Here is a 26,252-nt window from a genome sequence, read left to right as displayed (position 1 = left end):
CCAATTGTGCAGTAACTAAGTCTTACAACAATAGATGTTTATTTATCAAATAAGTTGAATAAAAAGAGTAGATGAACGCAAGGAGATACGAAAAAAAAAGGCTGCCTTTTAAGACAGCCTCTTTATAATTAGACTTCAGAATTATTTAGTTCTTGTGAACTCAATTCTTCTGTTTTTCTGTTTTCCTTCTTTGGTTTTGTTGTCAGCAACTGGTTTATCTTCGCCATAACCTTTAACTGATATTCTGCTGGCATCAATACCTTTATTTACTAACCAAGCTTTTACTGATTCTGCTCTGGCTTCAGATAATTTCTGATTGCTCTTTGCGCTGCCATCGCTATCTGTATGACCGCCAATTTCAACGGATATATCAGTATAAGTCTCTAAAGTCTTGAGAGCTTTCATTAAAGTCGCTTCAGATTCTGGTTTAATTGTGGACTTGTTAACATCAAAGGTAATTCCTTCCAGAATAATTGGAACACCGATCTTAACAACATCATCTTCAGGATCCAATGGATCAGTTCCTCGTTTTACTTCAGTACCGTCATCAACTGAACCGCCGTCAGTATCTTTCTTTAATGGATCGGTCTTGTATTTCAGAACTTCTTCACCATCAGTTAAACCGTCACCATCAGTATCTTTCTTTAATGGATCAGTCTTGTATTTCAGAACTTCATCACCATCAGTTAAACCGTCACCATCAGTATCTTTCTTTAATGGATCGGTCTTGTATTTTAGAACTTCATCACCATCTGATAATCCATCACCATCAGTATCAACTTTTAATGGATCAGTTTTATATTTATGAACTTCATCACCATCTGATAATCCATCACCATCAGTATCAGCTACTAATGGATTGGTACTGGTTGATTTGATCTCTTCAAAATCAGTTAATCCATCACCATCAGTATCAGCTTTTAATGGATCAGTCTTGTAGGTCAAATATTCTTCACCATCGAGTAATCCATCGCCGTCTGTATCTGGATTATTTGGGTCTGTTCCGATTTTAATCTCATCACATTTACCTAGTCCGTCCTTGTCCTTATCAACACTGCAATTTTCACCTGTAAATGTTAGACCAAGGCTAGCATTAAAATAGGAATCCCAAATATCATCTGAACCGGATCTGAAAGCGTCCAGATCATAAGTTGTGGACATTGCACCGCCAAGTGAGAAATCTAAAAGAACTCTATCACTAAGTGCAAACTCAGCACCAATACCAGCAGGAATTATAGCAACCCACCCATCTTCTTCAATTGATTTACCTGAAACTACATTAGGTTTTTTATCGTTACTAAAATTCATAACTCCGCCGCCAACGTAGAAGTATGGATTCCAACCTTTTACATCAAATGGGCTAATTCTGAAACGAAGTGTAATAGGTATTATTGTTGTTTCATATTCTCCAAGACCAGCGTCTTTGTCGAACATAGCAACTCCAGCATATTTTCCATAACCGCCGGCAAGCTGCATTTCTAATGCCTTTGTTAGTTCAAATGCAAAGAATGCTTCGCCAAGAAATGAAGCTTTAAACCAATCAAAAGAGAAGTTATCATTTCCGCCAAAACCCAAGTTTGCGAATTCGTTTTCTGGAAATAACACGCTTCCTCTGAGTCCAAATTTGGTACCCCAGTCTTTAAATTGTGCTTGAGTCGGTTGCATCATTGCGATTAAACCGAATATAGTAAGCAAGTATATTAGTTTTCTCATAGTATCCTCATGTTGTTATTTAATAGAATTAATTATAGTAATTACCCAGTTTGAATAAATTGTTGATAAGAACAATAAAAATATAAAATTTTAATAATTAAGGACAAAGCTATAAAAGAATAAATTATTCTTTATTGAAAAATATCACATTCTTCCGGTATTTCAGGTTTTACCAGCAATATTTCTTCCTTTAACAATGAAACCTGACCTAAAGGCATGCCTTTTCTTTTTGTCACATATTTTTTAAATGTGAATGATACAGGAACAATACCTGCCGTTTTTGCTTTACTATAATATGCAGCTAAACTTGCTGCTTTCTTAATTATTGATTTAGGAATAATATCTTTTTTATTTTCAACTCGTAGAACAACATGTGAACCTGAAACTGCTCGTGCATGAAACCACATATCGTTTTGTTTTGCAAATTTTGTTGTTAAGAGGTCATTATTCTTAGAATCTTTACCCACATAAACATGGTATTTCCCGGAAATTATATAGTGTTTGAATTTGTAGTCATATTCATCCTGTTTATTCAGGCTATCATCATCTTTAATATTTAATTCTTTCATAATAGTATTTAGTCTTTCGTCTGTTAATTGAGAATCTAACTCACTTTTAATGCTTTGCAATTTCTTGAGATTTGATTTTGTCTTGTCAAATAATTCTTTGGATTTGTTAAATTCTACAAGACTGTTTCTGGCTTTTTCGAAATATCTTTCAGCGTTTTTTTGCGGCGAAATGATATTGTTAAGCGGAATAGCAATTTGATTTCCTGATTCAAAAGAATCCTCACATATCAATTCTGTTGCACCGGTCTTAATCTTATTTAGATTTATCAGAATTAAGTTTGCATATTTTTTTAACAATTCAACTTTTGGTTCGTTTGTTACTATCGGCTCAAGTTTCTCAATTCTTTTTAAATTTCTGTTTAACTCTTTTTCAATTGTATCTTTAATCCTTTTTAATTTGATATTCTTTTTTGCTAAATAATTTTTTCTTGATAAAAATTCATTAAAAGTATCAAATATATCACCAATATATTCTTTGCTGAATGAGTTAAAGATTGCTAAACCATCAAATCCAATTTTTACTTCATTGTTTTGAGTATTACTAAATAATACAAGGTCAGCAGATTTAATATTGTTCAAAACTGCTAATAATTCTTTGGAATGATATTCTTCATCATCAACTCTCAAAATAACTTCAAGTTCTAATTCTTTGCCGATAAACTTAAATTTCTCCCTGATTGCTTTTACTGAAAGACCAGTTATCAGTATTGGATCAATATCATTAAACGATTTTATAAATCTCTTTTCTGCAAATTCATTCTTGATTTGTAATAAAGATTCTTCATTTTCTTCTTTGAAAGATTGAATTATATTATCCTTAATAAGAAATATATTTGTGAATTTACCTCTTATTGCAAAAAATAAATAGATATGTTCTATTTCAAATTTTAGAACTCTATCATCTTCAGCAATTGAAACTGATAAAAGCTTTTTATTAAATAATTCGGGAAAGATATCTATTGTGTTTCTTTTGGCTCTTATGTACTTTTTTCTGCTGGTAAGGTAAGGCTCAGAATGATTTACAGAAAACTCAATAACATTGTCAAAAGGTTTTTCAAATTGCAATATTAGCTTATCTTTTTCCTGTGAAAAGATACTCTTAATAAAACAGCCGGATAGTCTATTGTTTAATTCCAGAGCAATTCTGTTTAAGAAAAAATAGTTTTTATACATATATAATCTTTTAAGTCAAACAAATTTAACAATTATCATTTTAATGATTAGAGATATCTGAAAAATTGTTGTTAATATATTCCGGACTTATATCAGATTCAAAATAATTTGATTCTGAATTGAAATCCTTCGACACCGCTCAGGAAAGCATTCTCCACTATTTTATTATTAAATATTTTTTCATAAGCCTGATTAGTTGATTAAATGCGTAACTTTTTAATAATTTACAACACAGATAAAATTAAATAAATGAAAAAACTACTTGAAAACACTTTTGTAAAGAAATCTTTAATTGTATTTGGGATTTTAATACTTATAATTCTTATTCTGGATTTCGTACTGATTCCACTTTATGTTAATGAACCTGAAGTAAGCGTTCCAAATGTAATTGGTATGTCTGAAATTGAAGCGTTTAAAACACTGGAAGACGGAGGATTTGAACCTGTAATTTCAGATACATCTTACGGCGTTTCCTTACCAGTGGGAAGAATATTTCTTCAAAAACCAGAGGCAGATAAGATTGTAAAGGAAGGCAGAAAAATATATTTGTTTATTAGCGGTGGTGATCAGGTTATTACAGTTCCATCGTTGATAGGAAAAAATATTACGGATGCCAGATTAGCTTTAGCAAGAGTAGGGCTAAAAATCGGGAAGATTGACGAAGCAGCATCTATTCAACCTAAAGATATGATCTTTGACCAGCAATTTGCAGAAGGAACAAGATTAAGAAAAGGGCAGAGTGTTGGAGTTACTGTCAGCATTGGTAAGGGTGGCGGTGATATTGTTGTGCCTGACTTAATTGGTAAATCTTTAACCGAAGCCAGAAGAATTTTAAGTGATAGTTCCTTAAGTGTGGGTAAAATTAATTTTCAGATTTCCAGCACACTGCTCCCAAATACAGTGTTAGATCAATATCCTGCTCCGGGTAATAGATTGAACTCCAGCAACAGTGTGGATTTGTTTATCACAAAGGAAGGATCTGTGGATGAGAGAAAAGAAGTTCCGGAGGAAAACTAAATGAAATTACTTGCTCCATCAATTTTATCTGCTGATATTTCAAATCTATCTCAACAGATTAAGTTAGTCGAAAAAAATGGTGCTGACTGGATTCATTGTGATATAATGGATGGACATTTTGTTCCTAATATAACTTTTGGACCAGTATTGGTTGAAGCTGCAAGAAGATCAACTGATTTACCGCTTGATGTTCACTTAATGATAAAAAATCCGGATAATTTTCTTGAAGATTTTAAAAATGCCGGTGCAGATATTATTTCTGTTCACTATGAAGAGGTTATTCATCTTAACAGAACAATAAGTAAAATAAAAGAACTTGGTGCTAAAGCAGGAGTTGTAATAAATCCATCAACACCGGTTTCAATTGTAAAAGATATTGCTGAATATATTGACCTATTATTAATTATGACAGTTAATCCGGGTTTTGGCGGTCAGAGTTTTATCTCAAATTCAGAGCGTAGAATATCTGAAGCTGTTAAATTAAGAGCAGATCTTAAAGCTGATTTCTTAATTGAAGTTGATGGTGGTGTTAATAAACATAATATTACAAAAATTAAAAATGCCGGTTGTGATGTTTTTGTCGCTGGGTCTTCCATATTTAAAGCTAAAGATGTTTCAGTAGCAGCAGCAGAACTAAAGAAATTGATTACTTGAGATTTAGTAATTGAATAAAACACTCTGTTTTCTTTTTCAACTCTTAACAAAAAAATGTTAAACACATCTAAATATAAATTTTCTTCTTCTGAAGTAGATTTTAGTTTACCTTCCATAATGGGTATTGTTAATGTTACCCCTGACTCTTTCTCTGACGGTGGTAAATACTTTTCTACAAAAACTGCTGTTGACCACGCACTTAAACTAATTGATCAAGGAGCAACGTTTATTGATATTGGCGGTGAATCAACCAGACCTGGTTCAGAACCTGTTTCTGTTCAGGATGAAATAAAAAGAACTATTCCGGTTATTAAAGAATTAAAAAAAATAAGGAAAGAAATTATTATTTCGATAGATACTACGAAATCTCAGGTTGCTTCCATAGCATTAGATAATGGAGCCGAAATAGTTAATGATATAAGTGGTTTTACTTTTGATGAAAATATGTTAAATGCCATAAAAGATTATGATCCAACAATTGTGATAATGCATATAAAAGGTAATCCTAAAACAATGCAGGATAATCCATTTTATGAAGATGTTATTAAAGAGATAAAAGAGTATTTAAGCAATCAGATAAAGAAAGCTGAATCAGCTGGTTTGTCTAAAATTATTATTGATCCCGGTATTGGATTTGGCAAACGAATTATAGATAATTTTCAAATTATTAAACAACTTCCAGAGTTTGAGTCGCTTGGATTTCCTATAATGATTGGAGTTTCAAGAAAATTTTTTTTAAGAAAAACATTAGAACTGGATATCAATAATGTTGAAGTCGCTACTGTAATAATGGAGAGTCTGGCTGTTATGAAATCTGCAAGAATAATCCGTACACACAATGTAGAATATTGCAGTCAATTAGTTAAATTAGCAAATAATATTATTTAAGGTTTGATGTTAGATTTATTTAAGATAGGTTTCTTAACAATTACTCTTTCAGATGTAATTGATATTGCAATAGTATCATTCATTTTTTTTAGATTATATATTACACTACGCGGAACAGTAGCCGCACAGATATTTGTTGGTTTACTAATTATTATTTTGGTTTCTTTTGTAGCTCAGGTTCTTAATTTTAGAGCTGTTACCTGGCTTCTAAGATTAATAACAGATATCTGGGTAATAGCATTTGTTATTTTATTTCAACCGGAGATACGGCGATTACTGGTACTTCTGGCGAGAAATCCGTTTTTTAAGGTATTTGCCAAATCTGAATCTTATGAAATAGCTGATGTTATTGTGGATGCCGCATTTCAACTTTCGCAGCATCAGCACGGTGCATTGATGGTATTGATTAAATCTTCCGGTATCAGAGGTTTTGCTGAAACAGGAGAATTATTAAACGCAAGAATAAGTGTACCATTACTAACTTCGATTTTCTTTCCGCGGTCTCCTTTGCACGATGGTGCTGTAATTATTAATAAAAATTTTGTTGAAGCTGCCCGATGTACTCTACCGCTTTCACAGCAAACATCTGTTAAGGGAGAATCTCTTGGTATGAGGCACAGAGCTGGTCTTGGTATCTCCGAACAGGCTGATGTATTAAGTGTAATTGTATCAGAGGAAACCGGTAGTATTTCTATTGCAGAAAATGGTGAATTGACAAAAGGCTTATCAAAGGAGACATTAAAGAGAAGAATAAATTTAGCTTTGAAAGGACCAGAGAAAAAAGGTTGGAAAGGTTTTATTGAGCAGCTTAAATCAAGGAAATAATTGTTGCGCTGTTATTCCATTTTTTAATGAAAAAAAATACTTAAAATCAGTAATAAACAAAACATTAAAATATGTTGATAAAATATTTGCTGTTGATGATGGATCAAACGATGGCTCTGCTTTTGATATTTCAGATATTGAAAATGTCAACATAATTTCGTTAGATAGAAATTATGGCAAAGGTTATGCATTGCAGGCAGGATTTAATGAAGCAGTAAAATATGAATATAAGATTGTTATAACTCTTGATGGTGATAATCAGCATGATCCTGATTTTATTCCTGCTTTTATAGAGGGCATAAAGAAATATGATATTGTGATTGGCAATCGACTTAAGAATCTGAGAAGTATGCCAATTCAAAGGATTATCAGCAATAAAATTACATCATTTTTACTTTCTTTAAGAACCGGTAAAATTATTTTAGATAGTCAATGCGGTTATAGAGCTTATAAAACAAACGTGTTAAAAAAAATTAAAACCAGTTTTAGTGGATATGAAGCTGAAAGTGAAGTGATACTATTAGCAGCAAAAGAAAAGTTTTCAATATGTTTTGTAGATATCCCAACTATATATGGTGATGAAACTAGTAAAATAAATAATCTTAACGCTATCAGTGGTTTTATTAAAGTTTATTTAAAGAATTTTAGTAATTAAAAAAAGGAGATGAGAATATGAAACTTAAATATTTTGGTCATTCTGCATTTCAAATTACTACCGATTCTGATATAAGGATTCTAATAGACCCTTACCTGGATGATAATCCGGTAAGCAAAACGAAGTCTTCGGAAGTGGATGCAGAATTTATTGTTTTAACTCATGGGCATGGTGATCATGTTGGAGATGGATTAAAAATCGGCAAGCGATGTAATTCACTATTCATTTGTGTAAATGAACTTGCTGAATGGGTTAAATCAAAAGGACTTAAGGCTCATAATATGCATATCGGTGGATCACATAATTTTGAATTTGGCAGAGTAAAATTTACTATAGCTCATCATGGTTCACTTACACCGGATAATCAATATGGCGGTGAAGCTTCAGGTGTTCTCTTAACAATAGGTGGAAAAACAATCTATCATACAGGTGATACAGGTTTGTTTTATGATATGAAATTAATTGGAGAGATGACTCCGGTTGATTATATGCTTTTACCAATAGGTGATAATTTTACGATGGGCATTGATGATGCTGTAAAAGCTGTTGAATTAACAAATCCAAAAGCAGCAATACCAATGCATTATAATACTTTTCCGGTTATTGCCTCTGATCCGCTAAAGTTTAAACAGCTTGTTGAAGCAAAATCAAAGAAATGTATTGTTATGCAATTTGGTGATGAGATTGTTTTATAAATTTTATATAAAGTTGATAATCAGTTATCTTTAAACTCAATTTTTTGTGATCTAGATTAAATGGCTAAAATTATTTCTATCGCTAACCAAAAAGGCGGTGTTGGTAAAACAACTACAACTATTAATTTGTCAGCATTACTTGCTGCAGCAGAAAAGAGAACATTATTAGTTGATATTGATCCACAGGCAAATTCCTCATCAGGATTAAGTGTTACCAATCATAGCCCGTCTGTATACGAAGTTCTTGTAGGAACAAAAGATATTAAAGAAGTTATAATAAATACATTTATGCCTTTTTTAGATATGCTTCCTTCAAATATTAATCTAGTTGGTGCCGAAATAGAGATGGTTGATATTGAAAACCGTGAAACTCTTTTAAAGAGTGCATTAAACAAGATTAGTTCCGATTATGATTATATTCTGATTGATTGTCCGCCTTCACTTGGATTGCTTACTCTTAATGCATTAACTGCAGCAGATTCCGTTCTTATACCGGTTCAATGTGAATATTTTGCTCTCGAAGGACTTGGACAATTACTTAATACAATTAATATTGTCAAAAAACATTTTAATAAAGATCTTGCAATTGAAGGTGTTTTACTGACTATGTTTGATACCAGATTAAGACTATCTCATCAGGTAGCTGAAGAAGTTAGAAAATATTTTGGAGACAAAGTATTTAATACTGTAATCAACAGAAATGTTAGGATATCCGAAGCACCGAGTTATGGAAAACCAATTATTTTATACGATGCTATTTCCAGTGGTGCTCAGAATTATATGGCACTTGCATCAGAATTACTGGAAAAAAATTCAGAATTGAGTAAGAACTAAAAAATGAATAAAATGAAATCAAGTTTAGGCAGAGGATTAGACGCTCTGATCAATCCGAATAAATTTACCGAAACGGAAGAACAAAAAGGTTCTGATTACAAAAACATTAAAGATGATGACGGTAAAATGGTAGATGTTCTTGTAAAAATTGCTGTTGATTTAATTTCACCAAATCCTTTTCAACCAAGAACCAATTTTGCTCCCGAAGCTCTGGAAGAATTAAAAAAATCTATCATTGCAAATGGACTCATTCAGCCAATTACAGTTAGAAGAATAACTGGAAACCGTTATCAGTTAGTCTCAGGTGAAAGACGTTTACGTGTTTATTCAGACATCGGATATAAAGAGATTCCAGCATATATAATTCAGGTTGATTCAGATGAGATAATGCTGGCACTTGCATTAATCGAAAATATCCAAAGAGAAACTTTAAATCCAATTGAAGTTAGCAGAGCTTACAAAAGATTAATGGATGAGTGTAATTTGACACAAGAACAAATTGCTGAGCGAATTGGAAAGAATCGTACTACAGTTGCAAACTCTATTAGGTTATTAAAGTTACCTGAAAAGATCCAAAATTGTATAATTGATGAATCAATTTCGGCTGGGCACGCACGTACACTGATCAATCTGCCTTCTGAAGAACTTCAGCTTTTTGCACTGGAAAAGATATTGCAGGAAAACCTTTCTGTAAGAAAAGTTGAAGCACTGGTTAAAAAGCTAATCAAAGTTGGTGTTACAGATAAAAAAAATATAACTATCAAACACGCCAGAACTACAGATTCCAACCTCATTGATCTTGAAGATAAATTAAGAAAGGTTTTTGGTACAAAAGTCCAGTGCAAACAAAACAAGGACGGCAGGGGAGAAATAATAATTGAATTTTATTCAAATGATGAATTAGAAAGATTGTTTGAACTATTTGAAATCATTGATCAAAAATATAGTTAAGTGTTTTGCTGTATTGTTGATTCTGAATGCAAAATTAAATGGTTTTCAGGATACGCTTATTGTTGCTGATACAACAAATGAAAATCAAACCTTTGAGATGCAAAAATCACCTTGGGGTGCTGTTGTCAGAAGTGCTATTATTCCCGGCTGGGGACAAATATATAATGAATCATATTGGAAAGCACCGGTTGTTTGGGGAATAATGGGCTGGTTTGTTTATAACTGGATTGATAATAATAATAAGTACATTGATTATAGAAATTCATACATACAAACTAATGAGACATTAGATCATGATTACAGGGACTTTTATAGAGATCAAAGGGATCAATTTGCAATTTATATAGTGTTAACATATTTCCTGAACCTGGTTGATGCTTATGTTGATGCTCATTTATTTGATTTTAGTGTTGATGAAAATTATTTAACTAATACCAAAATGCTAAATGTCAGATTCCACTTTTAAGACCAGATCAACTTTATTTGAATTTACAAAATGTAGTAAATGTCAGTACGATAATACACCTTATCAAAGCATTTGCGAAAACTGCAAAGCATATCTCAGAGAAAAAATTGTTAATATCGATTTATGGGTAACGATTCAGAAGTTGATAGAGAGCCCTTTTGAAGCTTTTAGAACTATTGTATATGCCGAACATAAAAACTTTATTTTCTTTTTATTGGTTTTTATTTCTATTAAGAATTTGATTATTGCAAGATTCATTTCAATCCCTGAACTTGGTAAAGAAGGTGTAACAACTTCTTTAGTTTTTTTGTTTTTATTATCCGTTTTAATAACGATTAGTTTTATCTTTATTATCTCTTTTATCCAGTCAAAAATATTTCAAAAATTGAATATTAAGCTCAGAGCAATTGATGTAATGGCATTAAATTCTTATTCACAAATTCCTTTGATATTCAGTCTGGTTTTGATTTTCCCTGTTGAAATGATAGTTCTGGGAGGTGATTTATTTTCAAATAACCCATTTTCTTTTCAGATAAAACCTGTTATTACATACATATTGATATTTTTTGAAATAGTAATGGTTGTCTGGTCGTTCTTACTATATTATTTCAGCATTCAATTTGCCGGAATCAGTAAAGTATATTGTTTTGTTTCTGCACTTATTGTTTTCGTAATGTGGTCTTTAGTCCAGTTCATTTCTTCAAAAGTTATTTTTACTCTTTAATCTTAAAAATTTTTAACAATTTTTGCACTAAACATATCAATGCATTTTTATTATCTTAGCACAAATCATCTTTAAAATTATGAAAGAACTATCAACATTATCCAAAGTATTTGCAGTTATTGCCTTAGCTTCAATATCTATATGGATTGGTGCTTATTTAACAAGGCAATTTCTTATTTATCAAATATTTGAAGGTCCTGATTTAATTATCAGAAGTTATTTGAATGAGAATAATCTTTCTGGAGTATTAACTGCACTGCTTCCGTCAATCGTAGTACATTTTACAGTATTTATTATCTTCATCATCTCATTCTTTTTATTTATAATAACTTCTAAGCTTAAATTAAGATTGAATGGATGGTTGTTTATTATCTTAATCGCAACAATTATAGTTATTCCATTTGAGGCATATTTAATGTTGATTGATTATAAAGTAATCGTTCTTTTAGTTAGCGGATCATTTGATACAAATCAGGTTATTGCTTTATTAAGAGATAGGATTAAGGACTTGAGCAGTTTCCCTATAGTTGCCATTCTTACATTTATTTCATTTTATTATTTTATTGTTTTCAAGCCACTTGTAAAAAAAGAATAATATAAAACTGAATTATCTATGAAGATTAAAGAAAAAGAATTTGAAGAGATTATACAAGAACTTAGGTCAGTTGCCTCACAATTAGGTGCAACGGTAAGATTTGAAAAAGGGGATTTTAGCGGAGGGTATTGTTTATTGAATGATGATAAAGTAATTGTTATTAATAAAAATGCCAACCTCCAAAAGAAAGCAATGATATTATCCGCAGCATTAAAAGAACTAGGTGTGGATGATATTTATATAAATCCCAAGCTTCGGGAATTGATTGAAGAGATGGGAGATCATAAATGAATATTCTTATGATAAATGGAGCTAATCTAAATGTATTAGATAAAAGGAATTCAGATATTTATTCTAATCTTTCAATTGAAGAAATAAGAGATTTAATGCAAAAAGAATTTCCTGAATTCTCAATTACTTCTTTTCAATCTAATATAGAAGGGGAAATTGTTGAGGCATTACAAAAAGCAGACGAAAACTTTGATGGTATAATTATAAATCCAGGTGGCTATGCACATACTTCAGTTGCAATAATGGATGCACTCGAATTGTGTAAGATTCCAAAAATTGAAGTGCATTTATCTCATCTGTCAAAAAGAGAGGATTACAGGCAGACATTATTAACTGCCAGAAAAACTGATGGTTATATCTCAGGGTTTAAAGAAAACAGTTATCTTGCAGCGATGTATCTTTTAAAAAAGATTTTAAAAAAGTAGTTTATCTTAACCAAATATTTGTTTGATCAAACTTTGGTTGAAAATATTCCCTCATTTTTTATTTAACTAACCCTATAAAGTTGATAATATTAAATAGATTAGTTATTTTCGATTAAACAAATTTAAGAAGCCTATGAAGGATTTGTCTATTAAAAAACTTTATTATTCTATTAGTGAAGTAAGTAAAATTACAAATATAGAACAATATGTTCTTAGGTATTGGGAAACTGAATTTGTGCAATTAAAGCCGCAAAAAAACAGAGCAGGTAATAGAATATATACGAATAAAGACATTCAATTAATCCTTCATATAAAAACATTGCTAAGGGAGCGTAAATACACCATAGAAGGTGCAAAAAAAATTATGGAGAACTATTCTCCTGAAAAGATTCTGCAACCAGCTGAACTGGTGAAACCAGTAACAGAATCTGAAACTTCAGAAAATATTGAAGTAAAGAAAGAAAAAAACACTATACAGAAGGACCTTGAAGAAATAAAAAACATTTTAGAAATATTAGTATCAAAGTTATAAACTCGGAACGTGGCGCAGTCCGGTAGCGTACTTGAATGGGGTTCAAGGGGTCGCGGGTTCAAATCCCGCCGTTCCGACAAGTTATTCTAATTCTGATTAGAATCAACCCTTTAGTAATCAAAGAGTAGCCAACTCCTCTCAAAAATCATATCTTCATAACCTTTGATTAAAATTTATCTATATAATCAATACTTAGCATAGTAAAATTTAATAATTTGAATTTTTGTGAAATTTGCAACAATATCGCTAAATGTTGAAACAAAATCGCCATTCTTATCTATTTTTATAAATTATTTTTGCGTGTGTAATCGAAATTTATTCTTAGTAAAATAAAATTTTACAAAGATTGGGAAGCATCGGTTATAATCTCCTTGTGTGCAATGCTGCAGAGTTTAGTTACTCTGCGGCATTTATTTGATTATTATAAACATATATGACAACAAATGGATATTTTTTTTAATGACTAAGAATTCTTATGAAGAATTAAAGAGAAAAGAAAAAGCATCAAGCAGGATACTTTTTCTGCTTGTTGTTTTGGCAATAATTATAATAAGCACATTGATATTCATTTTAGCTCAGGATATTTAAGGAGATTTTCTCCAGTATTTAGTTTTTACGACAATAATAGATTTATGAAGCACAATATATTTTATCAAGAATTGTTCAAGATACAACTTAAGTGATAGAATGGAGAAGATAATTTGTTTCTTTGTCCCTGCTCTTGTAATAATGTCAGAAATAAGTTTTTCTTTGATTGATTTGATTTATCTATTTCTGTTACCTATACATGTGCAGAGAATCGTGATAAGCCATTTTACTTTTTTTTGCGGATCAAATAGTTATGGAGGTGATATAATGTATCCAAAAGTTTACAAAAATGCAGATATAAAATGTAGTTATAGAGCTTCAAAACTATGTTGATTATGCAAAAGTAATCTTTAGATGAACTCAGATTCAATATACCCAACTAAATTACTAAATAATAAAAATAAGAATAAGAATAAGAATAAGAATAAGTGGTGAGGATTTTATGAAAATAAATGTAATTCTGTTTATGATATTAAGTGCAGTATATCTTAATGCACAAAGCCTCATTACGATAGGTACCGGTGCTACTTTAGAGATTGGTGCTGGTGCAGATGTCTGTGCTGACTCATTAACAGGCAATGGTCAACTTTTGGGAAGCGGAATTGTGTGCGGTAATCCTACTGATATAGAAACCAAGAATGAGTTCAATTTACCTAAAGAGTTAGCGCTGGCTCAAAATTATCCAAATCCTTTTAATCCATCAACAATAATTAGATATGAGTTACCGAAAAGCAGTAATATAAGTTTAATGATTTATGATATACTGAGAAATAAAGTTGCAACTCCTGTTGATGAACGAAAAGAAGCTTGAATATATGAAGTTAAATTTAATGCACTAAGTATTGCAAGTGGAATTTATTTCTATAAGTGCAGGCGGACAACAAAACTTTCATTAAGAAGATGTCCGTAATCAAATAGGAACTTTATTTTTTCAGCTGAATTATAAAAAGAATGAAAAAGAAAAATGAAGTAAAGTCCTAATAAATTTTTATTTAAAGCAAAAATGTTTTTATATTAACTATTGCCTAATAGCTATTAACTAATCTGGAGTTCATTAAATGAAAAATATTTCAAGCTCATTATTAATCTCTTCTGTGTATTCGTTTGTTCTAATAGCAACTTCATTTTTATTGAATTTTAGCTGCTCTTCATCAAAGTATATATCGGAAAAGTTAGAGACTGCTTTACAACAAGAAATCAGAAAATTTGAAAAAGATAATTCTTTAGCAGCAATACAATTTAAGGGAAAAACAAACAGCAGTATAAATGAAGAGATGAAATCAAAATTATTAGAAACAGGAATTTCAATTGAAAGTGTTATCGGGGATATTTTCACTGCTTCGGGCAGTGTAGAAAGTATTAAGAAAACAACCCTTCTGGAATTTGTTGTTTTTCTTGAATCAGCAAAACAAATGGATCTAAAATCAAAATAAGGAAGTACATATATGAAAAGAACGTTATTATTTTTCTTCGCTGCGATACTATTATCCGCTAATAGTTTTTCACAGATAAAAATTCCTGAAATCAGCATGCAAAAAAGAAATGTTGATAATAAGGGAAAGATTATTAATGCAGAGATTAAATATGCTGATCAATATAGCAGAAAAATCAGTCCGTTATTAAATCTGTTTCTGGATAGTGTCTCAACAAACAAAGGTGTATATGTTCGTGTTCCGGAATCAATGAGTGGATTAAAAGACTTAGTATTCTTTCAGGAAAATGAAATGAAAGAAATTCTACTGCCTGTTTTTGTGCAGACATCATCTGTTCCGGTTTCTGAAAGCAGGATATCTTCATTTGGTGGAAAGACTCAATCTGTAATTGGTAATATTATAGTTGCAGATCTGCCAATCTCATCTGTAAAAGAACTTTCTCTGTCTCCTGAAATTATTTACATTGAACATAGTAACATTTCTGAAGTGAAGATAAATGTCAGCAGAATTGAAGTGAAGGTTGATCAGCTTCACAACGGCACTGGGATTTCAAGACCTTATAAAGGGAATGGTGTAGTTGTAGGTGTGTTAGATTCCGGAATTGATTGGAAACATCTGGATTTCAAAAATTCCTCTGGTAACAGGATTCAATACTTATGGGATATGTCCGGTTCAGGTAATGCACCATCCGGATATAACTACGGAACTGAATATACTAAAGCTCAGCTTGATGCGAATCAATGTGCGGAGATTGACGGTGATGATGGTGGTGGACATGGAACACACGTTGCTGGTACTGCAGCAGGTAACGGAGGCGCACTTTCAAATTATGTGGGTATGGCACCTGAATCGGATATAATTTTTGTTAAAGGCTTTAGAACCGGACCTGGTTTTGCTGATGTTGATGTTGTAAATGGCTGCAATTATATTTTTCAAAGAGCACAACAGTTGAGTAAACCTGCAGTAATTAATCTGAGTCTCGGCGGTCATTTTGGTCCACATGATGGAACAAGTCTTTACGAACAAGCGTTAAGTAATTTAACAGGAAATGGTAAAATTATCGTTGCTGCAGCAGGTAATGAAGGTGGTAGAACAATTCATTTAAGTTATACTACTGCGGGATCTTCATACAATGATTCATACGAAACATTTGTTGAACTCAATAATAACGCTACATTATTTGGTGCAAGTATGTGGTATAGTCCTGGGAATATTTCTGTTGGTCTTGCTGCTTATGATAATAGCTTAAATCTGATTGGCTATACTAATCCGATAGCACCTGGTCAAAAAATTGAAGATTTAGCTTTCACTGTCAATAGTACTACATATGGTTATGTAACTATTGATGCTACTGGTACTAATAATCCAAATAATGGTGCTAATCAAGTACTAATAATTGTTGATAGCCATAGTGGGCAGGTAAATATTGGTAATGTTTTTTGGTCTGTTTATACGTGTGGTTCAGGTACCTTTGATGCATGGGCTTTTACAGGAGGACAGTTTTCAACATTTGCTCCTCAAAGTTATATAAAACCTGCTGACAATCTCCGAACTATTGGTATGCCTTCAACAGCAAGTAAACTAATTTGTGTTGGATCTTATGTAACTAAAACACAATGGATAGATATTAACGGTGTAACTCAAAATCAGCCTGGTAATCCTGTATTGGGTCAAATTTCCAGTTTCAGCAGTATCGGTCCATCAAGAGATGGAAGAACAAAACCGGATATCTGTGCACCAGGTGAAGTTATTGTTGCGGCTTATTCTTCTTTTCTAACTCAAACGCCAGCATCAAGCATTCTGCAAGGCGGGTTACATCAAAAGATGCAAGGAACTAGTATGGCAACTCCGCACGTAACAGGAGTTGTAGCTTTGCTTTTGGAAAAGAATCCTTCTTTAGATTATGATCAAACAGTTGCAATTCTTAAAAACACAACCAAGAAAGATGGTTTTACCGGAACAACTCCAAACAATACTTATGGATATGGAAAACTTGATGCTTACAATGCTTTTTTAAATACCTCTGGTGGAGGCGGCGGCACGCAAACTGTAATTATTCAAGAAGGTTTTGATGGTACCTTTCTGCCATCAGGATGGACTAAACAAACTCAGAATACTAATAATACCTGGATTCAATCTAATCCACAAAACAATAACTTCAATCAAATTGATCCCAACAGTCAATACTCAGCTTTAGTACCTTGGGATGCTAATCAAAATCAAAACGAGTGGTTAATTACACCAGCATTTAATTTAGGTAACGGAAGTGCATCAATTGAGTTTTATGCTGGTTATAGTACCAATTGGCTCACAGGTGCTACGTTAAAACTTCATATATCAACCGATGGGGGTTCAAATTGGACACAGTTATGGACTGCTGACAATGACGGTCAGGGTTGGATTTGGAGAAACAAGGTGATTGATTTGTCTTCTTATTCTAATAAACAAAATCTTAAACTTGCCTGGCAGTATGTTGGTATTGATGGCGATTTAGCTGGAATAGATGGAGTTAAGCTAATGGGATATACAACAACTGGTGTTGATGATAACAATAATACAGTTGTTACTGATTATTCGCTAAGCCAGAATTATCCTAATCCTTTTAATCCTACTACAATAATTAGCTGGCAGGTTCCGGTTAGTGGTCATCAAACACTAAAGGTTTACGATTTACTCGGAAGGGAAGTAGCAACACTTGTGGATGAATTTAAGCCCGCAGGAGTTTACAACTTTAAATTTAATGCTGATAACCTGGCTTCAGGAATTTATATATATCAGCTTAAGTCAGGGGAATTTTTAAGTGCTAAAAAAATGATTCTAATGAAATAGTGCAAAATAATATTTCAAAATATTATTGGTATTATTGTTTATAACAAATGCTATCCTGCAAAATCTATCAGCAGGATAGCATATTTTATTAAATGATTACCCCTTTGATAAAAAGACTTCCTTAACTTATATCTATAAATGGATGCAGGTGAAAACTATTTAAATGGTTCAAGCATAATTGCACATCCGCCGCCAGGAGCAAGTTTTAGTTTTAATATTTCATTCCGCCTAACCATTTTATTTTCAATTTCATATTTCATAGGATTAGCTTCCCAATCAGTGTCAGCAGCGTCTTTATATATTGTCATTTTATATTTATCATCGCTTAAAAAATCCAATGGGATTGCAAATTCTCTAGCTTCTTCGTCAGTAATGGCACCGATAAACCAGTTGTCAGATTTTTTATCTTTTCGTGCGATGATAACAAAATCTCCCGGTTCAGCTTTTAAAACTTTAGTCTCACTCCAATCTACCGGCACATCAACAATAAATTGAAATGCATCAGGAAACTTTTCATAATTTTCCGGCAGGTCAGCAGCCATCTGAAGCGGGCTGTAAATGGTAACATATAATGCCAATTGTTTTGCAAGTGTTGTGTGTACCTGAAATTTACTATCGGGATTGTAATAGTTAAGTTTAATTTGAAAAATTCCGGGAGTATAATCCAAAGGACCTCCTATAATTCTTGTAAAAGGCAAAATAGTCTCATGTTCCGGTGGATTACCGTTGCTCCAGGCATTGAACTCATTTCCTCTTGAAGCTTCGGCAGTCAGCCAGTTTGGATAAGTACGATGCATTCCTGTTGGGCGAATAGATTCATGAGAATCAACCATTATCTTGTACGCTTGAGCTTTCTGAACAACTCGATTAAAATGATTAACCATCCACTGTCCATCATGGTGTTCGCCGCGTGGTATGATTGGACCTACATAACCAGTTTTTACCGCATCATAACCATATTTCTTCATAAAAGAAAAAGCATCATCCAATCTTCGCTCATAGTTAGTTACTGATGAAGAGGTTTCGTGGTGCATAATCAACTTTACATCTTTTTGTTTTGCATAATCTGACAAAAAATTGATATCAAAATCAGGATACGGAGTTACGAAATCAAAAACTTCTTCCTTCCATTTACCAAACCAATCTTCCCACCCAATATTCCATCCTTCAATAAGCACGGCATCAAAACCATATTTTGCAGCAAAGTCAATATAGCCTTTAGTGTTTTCTGTTGTAGCACCGTGTTTGCCAGTTGATTTAACACTATCCCAATCAATAGTATTTAGATGTACGTTATCCAGGTTTCCATAATTCCAGCTCATAGTGCCAACATGCATACCCCACCAGATACCAATATATTTTTGGGGTTTTATCCAGCTAACATCTTTAAACTTAGTTGGCTCGTTCAGGTTAAGGATTAGTTTTGATTCAAGAATTTTTTCTGCTTTATCACTAACAATAATTGTTCTCCATGGAGTTGTAAATGGGGTTTGGATGTATGCTTTGTTTCCAACTGCATCAGGACAAAGATGTGATTGTAAAGAGAAATTTTTTTTATCTACTTTAACATACATTACCGGATATCCTAATAAAGCCGCTTCGTGGATGTTGATGTAAATTCCATCAGAGCTCTTAAGCATCAAAGGTGTTTGAATATAATCTGTTCCGGGAATATTCTTTGTATTTATTTCGTCAAAACCGAGTCCTTTTCCAGCATCAATCTGTGAGAGCAGGGAAGTAGTATAAGTGTATTCCTGACTATCGTAATCACCAGGTATCCAAAAAGCTTTATGATCACCAGTTAAAGCAAATGTGGTGTATTCTTCTTTAATTACAAAATAGTTCAGATTGTTTTGCTGAGGAAATTCGTATCTAAATCCAAGTCCGTCATTGAATAAACGAAATGTAATTATCAAAATTCTTTTATCAGGAATCATTTGACTTAAAGTTACCTTAAGTTCTTTGTAATTGTTTTTTATAATACTTTGTTCACCCCAAACAGGCTCCCAGTTTTCAAGAAAAGTTAAAGTATCAATATTTTCAACAGTAAATCCATCTATAAAATCAGGCTGATTTGTCAAAACAATCCCAAGTGTGCTTTCTTTGATTATAGGTTTTTGCTTAAAGTTCAGCCAATAAACAGGTCTTCCATCAACAAGCTTAAATACAAGTTTAAGATTATTATCAGGAGAAGATATCTGCTGGGCATTTAATGTAAGAATGTTAATTGCTAATAAAATTAAAATAAAATATTTCATTGTTCTACATTTCAAAAAATTTGGTTAAGTAACACTTTGATAGATTCAGTGTGAACTCTTTTGTAAGGCTGAGTGTATAGTCGAAAGCTGATGCTAAATTTTCTTATCTTAAAGTTACATTTCGACTTCTTTCAACGTAACAACTGATTTGTTATTCTTATCGAAGTTGAAGAATGACGATTTATAACGGTTATCTAAGATACTTTTTACTTGATAGCTTCTTTTATAATATCAATCAGCTGCATTCTGCTAAAAGGTTTTGATAGATAATACGACATACCTTTGGATAAGAACTCACTTCTTTCGTGACCCATTGCAAAAGCAGTTAATGCTACAATAGGAACATCTTTGTAATCTATATTTTTTCTTAAAAGCTGAGTAAGCTCAATTCCATCTATTCCTTTATGAAGATTTATATCCATCAGAATTAATTTATATTCTTTATTAATTAACGATAAGGCTTCATCAGAATCTTTTGCTACATCAACCTGATAAAGTCCTTTTGTAAAAGTTCTAACGAGCTTTACTGATACCTCATCGTCCTCAACATAAAGTATCTTTGGAAGATCATCTGGCACTTTCTGAAGATCGGGAACTATATCAGTAGCAACAACTGTTGATGTTTTATCAGCAATTCCCTCAATCAAAGGGAATGAAATAATAAAGGTAGTCCCTTTGTCGATAATACTTTCAACATAAATTTTACCGTTCATTAGTTCTGTATATCGTTTAGAAATCGTTAAACCAAGTCCGGTTCCTTCAAAACTCCTATTATAGCCTTCGCTTGCTTGTCTAAATTCTTCCCAGATCAGATTTAATTTTTCACGCGAGATTCCAACACCGCTATCGCTTACGCTGATAGAGACAACTTTATTTAAGATAGCAACGGTTACATTTATTGATCCGGAGGAAGTAAATTTTATTGCATTATTTATAAGGTTATTCATTATGCTTAAAAACAAGAATGAATCAATACTACATATTATTTCATCTTCCGAGTAGTTTAATTTGTATGTAAGATTTTTCTTTAAAGCAGCACTTTCAAAAAATTGAAAACTTTCCTGTATAATCGGGATTATGTTAGTGTTCGAAAAAACAGGTTCAACTTTTGCAGCTTCAAGCTTTGAAATATTAAGGATCATATTCAGTGTTTCGAGCAGCCTATGTCCCGATGTATTGATTGACTTGGTCATTGCAAAATAATCGGGGTTATCCTTTAATTCATTCATCAACATCTCAGAAAATCCCAATATTCCTACCATTGGTGTTCTAAGTTCATGGCTCATATTTGCAAAGAAGTTTGATTTAACCCTGTTCATTTCCTCAGCTTTTTCTTTTGCAATAATCAGTTCTTCAATCATTTTTTTCTTTTCTGTGATATCTTCATTGATTGCAAGATAATTGATTATTTTTCCTTCATCGTTAAGAATGGGTGAGATAATAGAAGTTTCCCAATAAGTATCACCGTTCTTTTTTCTATTTTTAATTTCTCCGTGCCAGTCATTTCCAGATGAAATTGTTTTCCATAAGTGATCAAAAAATTCTTTACCGTGTTCATTTGACTGCAAGATATTTGGGGTTTTGCCTTTAACTTCCTCGAGTGAATAACCTGATGTCTCAGTAAACTTTGGATTTACATATTCTATTATTCCGTGCGGATCAGCTATCAGAATACTAGCAGGACTTTGAATAATAGCTTTTGTCAGTTTTTGTGATTCTTCCTCAACGCGTTTGTGTTGAATGAAGATACTTAACTCGTGTGCAACTATTTCCAAAATTTCCACACTGTTTTGGTCGTAAGCATTTGGATTATCATAGCTTTGAACTACCAAAACGCCAATTACTTTACCGCTAATTCTAAAAGGAACCCCAAGCCATATTTCAGGTATTGTTCCAATCATTCCGGCAATGCCATTCTCAATCAACTGATTTATTTGCTTTTTATTTACCAGTATTGATTTTTTTTGTTCAATAACGTAGCCGGTCATTGATCCCTTTGCAGCCCAATAAGGGATTTCTTCTTTTTCATCCTTATTAACATCCGATTGAAGCATGCCGGTCTTTTCGTCATAAAGAGCAATAAAGAAATTATTTACATTCATAATTGTTGAAAGTTCAAATCTGATTGAATCAAACAGATCGGTTAACTTTATTGATGACACTGCTGCATCGGCAACTCTATATTGAATATGTTGTAAAACTTCTGCTCTTTTTCTTTCGGTGATATCTTGTTGTGTTCCAAACATCATCAGGGCTTTGTTATCAGCAGTTCTTGAAACTACTTTACCTTTGTCTAACGTCCATACCCAATGTCCTTCTCTGTGTTTGATTCTTATTTCACACTCAAAATATTCGGATTTTCCTTTAAAGTGTTTTTTTAACAAGTCTTCACTTTTGATCAGATCATCGGGGTGAATAAGATTTAACCAGGTCTTAATAGAAAGCGGTTTCAGCTCCTCCAGTGTATAACCGCCTATCTCAGCCCATCTTTCATTAAACACTGCTTCACCAGTTTGAATATTCCATTCCCAAGTACCAACATTTGTTCCAGCAATAATATTTGATAGTCTCTGCTTTTGATTTTCAATTTCATTCTGGGCATTTTTCAAATTGGTTTGATCGAAGAGATAGCCCTTTATTTCTGATATATTTCCGTTTCTATCCCTTACAAATTTTGTATAATCATATATCCATAAATAGTAGCCGTCTTTGTGTCTTAATCTGTACGATTGTTCATAAGTATCAATTGAATTTTCCAAGTAATAGTTAATCTCGTTTTGGAAGTTTTCCAAATCATCCGGATGCAGGATTGAAGTATAATTAAATTTAGGATCGGTCAGAAATTCACTCGTATATCCTAATATCTCAACAATATTAGACGATACATATTTGACCGGCCAATCTTCTGAAGGACTCCAGATTATTGTGCTTACAGGTCCTGAAGAGAAAAGATCTCTCTCTGCTTTTAATTCATTTATTGCTTTTATTCTTTCTGTTATATCCGTACCAATACTAAGTAATGCGGGGATACCAGCCCATTCTACTTTCTTTGCATATATTTCCAGAGGAATTTCAGTTTTATCTTTTCTATAATGAGTAACTTCAAAGCGCGCTTCACCAATAGTATTTATCTGATTTATTTGCGCAGTTAACATGGTTGAATTTTCAGGAGTATCAATTTCACTGAAGTTTAACCGTTTATATTCTTCTACTGTGTATCCATGCATCTTAGCTGCATTCTGATTAGCATAAAGACATTTACCATCGAAGCTATATACGCTTATTGCGTTAGGAGCAATATCAAGCATTTGTGCCATCATCCGGATAGATTCTTCACTTTTCTTTTGTTCAGTAATATCCTGAACTGCTCCATAAACTCCTTTTAAAGTATTTGTTTTTTCATCCCACAGAGGCTGTGCATAAGTTCTGACCCAAACAACCGAGCCGTCTTTATGATATGTCTTAACTTCACGATCTACTTTTAGTCTTTGTTTTAGCCGTTCAATATCAAGATCATCTTTTTCAAGCTCGTCTGGCAGTAAGGTTGCTCTCCAACCTCCGGCTTTACGGTATTCATCCATTGTATAACCGGTTATCTTTTCAAAAGAGCCGGCAACCCATTCTATTTCATGATTTCCATCTTCATTTACCTGGGTTGAGAATAAATAATCACTGGTAAGATTTGAGATTGCTCTATAGCGTTCTTCAGAAAGTTTTAACCTTTGTTCAAAAATCTTTTCTTTATTTATATCAATCATTACACCCAAAAAACCTGCAATTTTTTCGTTATCATATATTGCTTTTCCTGAACTTCTTACCCAATATGTATTACCCCGTTTGTTAATCATTCTGTATTCTAAAGCTTCTGTAGTTCCTCTAACTATCTTTTTTATTTTATATTGCAGTTTATGATAGTCATCTTGAAGAATATAAGATTTAAATTCAGTTCCTATTACTTCCTCAGGTTTATAACCTAAAACCCGCTGAATAGTTCCACTTATATATTCTATTATTCCATCTTTATTTATGAAATACAATATATCATTGATGTTTTCAACAAGAGTTCGGTATTTCTCCTCGCTATCCTGCAATAGTTTTTCAGATTTTTTCTTTTCGGTTATATCAGAAGCAACAGCTATTACTACTTTTTTATTAAAATAGGTACCGGGATATAATCGAACATCTTTTAAAAACTCCTCGCCATTCTTTCTCTTGCCCCAGAATTCAACTTGCTGCTTCTGCCCAGTAAATGCTTTATTAACTGCAATTTTAATTACATCAAAATTATTGCGATTTGGTGCACTGACAAATTCTGGTGTTTTGCCAATCAGTGTTTGTTTATCATAACCATACATCGCAACGGCGCCCTCATTAACATCAAGGAATACACCGTTTTCATCCTGAATGTAAATTGATTCGGTAATACTATCAATTATACTTCGATAGCTTGACTCGCTTAGTCTTAATCTTTCTTCATACTTTATTTTTTGAGTTATATCGTGAGCAACACCGCGCAAACCGATAACTTTTCCATTCCTAATTATCGGACGTTCGTAAACTTCTAATGTAACTATATCGTTATTAGCATGTTTGATTTCTACATAAACCGGTGAAGTATCAATTTTGCCCGATAGGTGTTTATGAGTTCTTGCTTTTGCTGTAATATTTAAAACTGATTCAGTTGCAAACCAGTTTCGTTTATTTAGCCATTCAGATACTTTATAGCCAGTAATGTTTTCTACTGAAGGTGAAATGTATTCAATGTATCCATTTTTATCCTGAACATAAAAAAACAGATGCGGAGTGCCTTCTACAAGAAGCTGCATTTTATCACGATTCTTCTCAGCTTCGTATTCAATTTCTTTCTTTTCAGAAATATCTAACATGGATGATTGAAACCCAATTTTTTTACCGTTAGAATCATGAATAATAGTTGCCATTCCATACGCCAGAAAAGACGAACCATCTTTTTTTAGCGCATTAAATTCACCATCCCACCGTCCATCTTTATTTAATTTTTTAAGAATATCATTAGCAGTTTTCTTATTAGTAAAGAAGTTTGATAAGTGTCTGTTAGTGATTTCAGATTTGGAGTTATAACCCCAGAGCTTAAGGAAAGATGTGTTTACATTTGTTATCTGTTCTTTAGTATCTAAAATACAATTTGCAGAAATAGCCGATTCGAAAACAATATTCTGTAATAAGAGTTTTGCTTCATTATTTTTTCTATCTGTTATATCAGTTAAAAATCCTTCAAGATATAGTACTTTACCTTCTTCAGAAAAAATACCTTTACCACGTTCCCAAATCCATTTGGTTTCCTTCTTTTTGGTTATGATTGGGTACTCAAATTCAAAATGCTTTTTTTCTTTTATTGCTTTTTTCCATTTGTCTGCTACAATCTTTTGATAATCCGGATGTATGATATTGTTAAATGCAATTTTCTTATTTTCAATAAGTTCTGTTGGTTTATAACCTGTTATACTGGTACAGCCATCAGTGATAAATTTCATTGTCCAGTTTTTATCATTAGCACATCTATAAATAAATCCCGGTATCTCGAAATTAAAGTCTGAGGATTTATTCTTATCTAAACCTGTTTCTTCTTCTATGGATAGAATCAACGCTGCATGTTCTACTTTACCAGAATAATTGTTGATGGCAGTTATTGAACAGTTAACAGATTGAAATTTGCTTTTTGGTAATGTGATTTTACAATCTTTAAACCTAAAGTCTTTAGATTTTCTTTCTGATGCAAAAATATTTTTTAAAGTATTTGTTATACTCTGATTTTTTGAATTCCCGGTAACTTCTATAAGACTGCTTATATTTTTGTTCAATAGAAATGATTTCTTCCTCCCGAAAATATTCTCAGCTTTGCTGTTAACTAAAGTAACAGTTAATTTTTTATCAACTATTAAAATTGCATCATTAAGCTGATTAAGAAGTGCTTCATTTGACAGAATTGAAAAATTGTTTTCTTCTAAATTAAACAGTGTTTTTTTATTCTTTCCTCTGGAATTAGTTTTTCCTGATCTATTACTCATATTATATATTCTGTTAGTAAAACCAATAATTCTTTTTTGATATTTCTTATAACAATTAACAGCAAGTATTATGCAAATTAATTATCAGGT

At 32.3% G+C, this 26,252-nt stretch carries 22 protein-coding genes and 1 tRNA gene; 19 read left to right on the top strand and 4 right to left on the bottom strand.

Annotated elements, in window-relative coordinates:
- Nucleotides 1-141: 141 nt before the first annotated feature.
- Both ROY99_12110 and ROY99_12105 read right to left on the bottom strand, forming a co-directional pair.
- Nucleotides 142-1,713: an OmpA family protein gene (locus ROY99_12110; protein ID MDT3697120.1), complete on the bottom strand. Its 1,572-nt coding sequence runs from the start codon at nucleotides 1,711-1,713 to the stop codon at nucleotides 142-144.
- A gap of 131 nt (nucleotides 1,714-1,844) precedes the next feature.
- Entirely contained in the window at nucleotides 1,845-3,455 is a 1,611-nt protein-coding gene (locus ROY99_12105; protein ID MDT3697119.1) for an NFACT RNA binding domain-containing protein, read from the bottom strand.
- A 249-nt stretch (nucleotides 3,456-3,704) separates the two neighbouring features.
- Here ROY99_12105 and ROY99_12100 point away from each other — a divergent pair, with 249 nt between their 5' ends.
- The 19 genes from ROY99_12100 (at nucleotide 3,705) to ROY99_12010 (ending at nucleotide 17,857) form a co-directional block, all read left to right on the top strand.
- Nucleotides 3,705-4,472, top strand: a complete 768-nt coding sequence (locus tag ROY99_12100) for a PASTA domain-containing protein (protein ID MDT3697118.1) — start codon at nucleotides 3,705-3,707, stop codon at nucleotides 4,470-4,472.
- Complete coding sequence (gene rpe / locus ROY99_12095) at nucleotides 4,473-5,126, top strand: ribulose-phosphate 3-epimerase (GenBank protein ID MDT3697117.1); 654 nt, start codon at nucleotides 4,473-4,475, stop codon at nucleotides 5,124-5,126.
- 54 nt (nucleotides 5,127-5,180) lie between these two features.
- Nucleotides 5,181-6,014 (top strand): dihydropteroate synthase, encoded by an 834-nt coding sequence (folP, locus tag ROY99_12090; GenBank protein MDT3697116.1) that lies wholly within the window; start codon nucleotides 5,181-5,183, stop codon nucleotides 6,012-6,014.
- Between the two features lie 6 nt (nucleotides 6,015-6,020).
- Complete coding sequence (gene cdaA / locus ROY99_12085) at nucleotides 6,021-6,839, top strand: diadenylate cyclase CdaA (protein ID MDT3697115.1); 819 nt, start codon at nucleotides 6,021-6,023, stop codon at nucleotides 6,837-6,839.
- Complete coding sequence (locus ROY99_12080; GenBank protein MDT3697114.1) at nucleotides 6,814-7,494, top strand: glycosyltransferase family 2 protein; 681 nt, start codon at nucleotides 6,814-6,816, stop codon at nucleotides 7,492-7,494. The genes cdaA and ROY99_12080 overlap by 26 nt, the downstream gene beginning before the upstream one ends.
- A 17-nt stretch (nucleotides 7,495-7,511) precedes the next feature.
- Nucleotides 7,512-8,189, top strand: a complete 678-nt coding sequence (locus ROY99_12075) for a metal-dependent hydrolase (protein MDT3697113.1) — start codon at nucleotides 7,512-7,514, stop codon at nucleotides 8,187-8,189.
- Between the two features lie 60 nt (nucleotides 8,190-8,249).
- Nucleotides 8,250-9,023: an AAA family ATPase gene (locus ROY99_12070; GenBank protein MDT3697112.1), complete on the top strand. Its 774-nt coding sequence runs from the start codon at nucleotides 8,250-8,252 to the stop codon at nucleotides 9,021-9,023.
- Between the two features lie 12 nt (nucleotides 9,024-9,035).
- Nucleotides 9,036-9,974, top strand: a complete 939-nt coding sequence (locus ROY99_12065; protein MDT3697111.1) for a ParB/RepB/Spo0J family partition protein — start codon at nucleotides 9,036-9,038, stop codon at nucleotides 9,972-9,974.
- Nucleotides 9,955-10,440 (top strand): DUF5683 domain-containing protein, encoded by a 486-nt coding sequence (locus ROY99_12060; GenBank protein MDT3697110.1) that lies wholly within the window; start codon nucleotides 9,955-9,957, stop codon nucleotides 10,438-10,440. The genes ROY99_12065 and ROY99_12060 overlap by 20 nt, the downstream gene beginning before the upstream one ends.
- A complete protein-coding gene (locus ROY99_12055; protein MDT3697109.1) occupies nucleotides 10,421-11,164 on the top strand; it encodes a hypothetical protein in 744 nt (247 codons plus the stop codon). Before ROY99_12060 ends, ROY99_12055 begins: the two co-directional genes overlap by 20 nt.
- Nucleotides 11,165-11,243: 79 nt before the next feature.
- Nucleotides 11,244-11,759, top strand: a complete 516-nt coding sequence (locus ROY99_12050) for a hypothetical protein (GenBank protein MDT3697108.1) — start codon at nucleotides 11,244-11,246, stop codon at nucleotides 11,757-11,759.
- A gap of 18 nt (nucleotides 11,760-11,777) precedes the next feature.
- Nucleotides 11,778-12,050 (top strand): hypothetical protein, encoded by a 273-nt coding sequence (locus ROY99_12045; GenBank protein ID MDT3697107.1) that lies wholly within the window; start codon nucleotides 11,778-11,780, stop codon nucleotides 12,048-12,050.
- A complete protein-coding gene (locus ROY99_12040) occupies nucleotides 12,047-12,475 on the top strand; it encodes a type II 3-dehydroquinate dehydratase (protein MDT3697106.1) in 429 nt (142 codons plus the stop codon). Before ROY99_12045 ends, ROY99_12040 begins: the two co-directional genes overlap by 4 nt.
- A 133-nt stretch (nucleotides 12,476-12,608) precedes the next feature.
- On the top strand, nucleotides 12,609-13,007 hold the full coding sequence (locus tag ROY99_12035; GenBank protein MDT3697105.1) for a MerR family transcriptional regulator: 399 nt from the start codon (nucleotides 12,609-12,611) through the stop codon (nucleotides 13,005-13,007).
- Between the two features lie 3 nt (nucleotides 13,008-13,010).
- Nucleotides 13,011-13,084, top strand: a tRNA-Pro gene (locus ROY99_12030).
- 382 nt (nucleotides 13,085-13,466) lie between these two features.
- Nucleotides 13,467-13,595, top strand: a complete 129-nt coding sequence (locus ROY99_12025; GenBank protein ID MDT3697104.1) for a hypothetical protein — start codon at nucleotides 13,467-13,469, stop codon at nucleotides 13,593-13,595.
- Between the two features lie 442 nt (nucleotides 13,596-14,037).
- On the top strand, nucleotides 14,038-14,406 hold the full coding sequence (locus ROY99_12020) for a hypothetical protein (protein MDT3697103.1): 369 nt from the start codon (nucleotides 14,038-14,040) through the stop codon (nucleotides 14,404-14,406).
- 247 nt (nucleotides 14,407-14,653) lie between these two features.
- Nucleotides 14,654-15,028 carry a hypothetical protein gene (locus tag ROY99_12015; GenBank protein MDT3697102.1) on the top strand — a complete coding sequence of 125 codons (375 nt, stop codon included), beginning with the start codon at nucleotides 14,654-14,656 and terminating at the stop codon, nucleotides 15,026-15,028.
- Nucleotides 15,029-15,040: 12 nt separating this feature from the next.
- Entirely contained in the window at nucleotides 15,041-17,857 is a 2,817-nt protein-coding gene (locus ROY99_12010; GenBank protein ID MDT3697101.1) for a S8 family serine peptidase, read from the top strand.
- A gap of 155 nt (nucleotides 17,858-18,012) precedes the next feature.
- On the opposite strand, the gene ROY99_12005 is transcribed toward ROY99_12010, so the two are convergent.
- Both ROY99_12005 and ROY99_12000 read right to left on the bottom strand, forming a co-directional pair.
- Nucleotides 18,013-20,115 (bottom strand): glycoside hydrolase family 97 protein, encoded by a 2,103-nt coding sequence (locus tag ROY99_12005; protein MDT3697100.1) that lies wholly within the window; start codon nucleotides 20,113-20,115, stop codon nucleotides 18,013-18,015.
- A gap of 206 nt (nucleotides 20,116-20,321) precedes the next feature.
- Nucleotides 20,322-26,162, bottom strand: coding sequence for a PAS domain S-box protein (locus tag ROY99_12000; GenBank protein ID MDT3697099.1), 5,841 nt, complete (start codon nucleotides 26,160-26,162; stop codon nucleotides 20,322-20,324).
- Nucleotides 26,163-26,252: the final 90 nt, after the last annotated feature.

The organism is Ignavibacterium sp., from assembly GCA_032027145.1.
Classification (GTDB): domain Bacteria; phylum Bacteroidota; class Ignavibacteria; order Ignavibacteriales; family Ignavibacteriaceae; genus IGN3.
The sequence above is the reverse complement of the archived record's forward strand: the minus strand, read 5'-3'. Positions and strand labels throughout refer to the sequence as shown.

What these genes read in the sequence shown, in the direction of transcription:
- ROY99_12010 (MDT3697101.1), top strand. Translation starts at nt 15,041, where the DNA reads ATGAAAAGAACGTTATTATTTTTCTTCGCTGCGATACTATTATCCGCT.
- ROY99_12035 (MDT3697105.1), top strand. Translation starts at nt 12,609, where the DNA reads ATGAAGGATTTGTCTATTAAAAAACTTTATTATTCTATTAGTGAAGTA.
- ROY99_12005 (MDT3697100.1), bottom strand. Translation starts at nt 20,115, where the DNA reads ATGAAATATTTTATTTTAATTTTATTAGCAATTAACATTCTTACATTA.
- ROY99_12025 (MDT3697104.1), top strand. Translation starts at nt 13,467, where the DNA reads ATGACTAAGAATTCTTATGAAGAATTAAAGAGAAAAGAAAAAGCATCA.
- ROY99_12055 (MDT3697109.1), top strand. Translation starts at nt 10,421, where the DNA reads ATGTCAGATTCCACTTTTAAGACCAGATCAACTTTATTTGAATTTACA.
- folP (MDT3697116.1), top strand. Translation starts at nt 5,181, where the DNA reads ATGTTAAACACATCTAAATATAAATTTTCTTCTTCTGAAGTAGATTTT.
- ROY99_12110 (MDT3697120.1), bottom strand. Translation starts at nt 1,713, where the DNA reads ATGAGAAAACTAATATACTTGCTTACTATATTCGGTTTAATCGCAATG.
- ROY99_12015 (MDT3697102.1), top strand. Translation starts at nt 14,654, where the DNA reads ATGAAAAATATTTCAAGCTCATTATTAATCTCTTCTGTGTATTCGTTT.
- ROY99_12075 (MDT3697113.1), top strand. Translation starts at nt 7,512, where the DNA reads ATGAAACTTAAATATTTTGGTCATTCTGCATTTCAAATTACTACCGAT.
- ROY99_12020 (MDT3697103.1), top strand. Translation starts at nt 14,038, where the DNA reads ATGAAAATAAATGTAATTCTGTTTATGATATTAAGTGCAGTATATCTT.
- cdaA (MDT3697115.1), top strand. Translation starts at nt 6,021, where the DNA reads ATGTTAGATTTATTTAAGATAGGTTTCTTAACAATTACTCTTTCAGAT.
- ROY99_12040 (MDT3697106.1), top strand. Translation starts at nt 12,047, where the DNA reads ATGAATATTCTTATGATAAATGGAGCTAATCTAAATGTATTAGATAAA.
- ROY99_12065 (MDT3697111.1), top strand. Translation starts at nt 9,036, where the DNA reads ATGAAATCAAGTTTAGGCAGAGGATTAGACGCTCTGATCAATCCGAAT.
- ROY99_12000 (MDT3697099.1), bottom strand. Translation starts at nt 26,162, where the DNA reads ATGAGTAATAGATCAGGAAAAACTAATTCCAGAGGAAAGAATAAAAAA.
- ROY99_12070 (MDT3697112.1), top strand. Translation starts at nt 8,250, where the DNA reads ATGGCTAAAATTATTTCTATCGCTAACCAAAAAGGCGGTGTTGGTAAA.
- ROY99_12050 (MDT3697108.1), top strand. Translation starts at nt 11,244, where the DNA reads ATGAAAGAACTATCAACATTATCCAAAGTATTTGCAGTTATTGCCTTA.
- ROY99_12045 (MDT3697107.1), top strand. Translation starts at nt 11,778, where the DNA reads ATGAAGATTAAAGAAAAAGAATTTGAAGAGATTATACAAGAACTTAGG.
- rpe (MDT3697117.1), top strand. Translation starts at nt 4,473, where the DNA reads ATGAAATTACTTGCTCCATCAATTTTATCTGCTGATATTTCAAATCTA.
- ROY99_12105 (MDT3697119.1), bottom strand. Translation starts at nt 3,455, where the DNA reads ATGTATAAAAACTATTTTTTCTTAAACAGAATTGCTCTGGAATTAAAC.
- ROY99_12100 (MDT3697118.1), top strand. Translation starts at nt 3,705, where the DNA reads ATGAAAAAACTACTTGAAAACACTTTTGTAAAGAAATCTTTAATTGTA.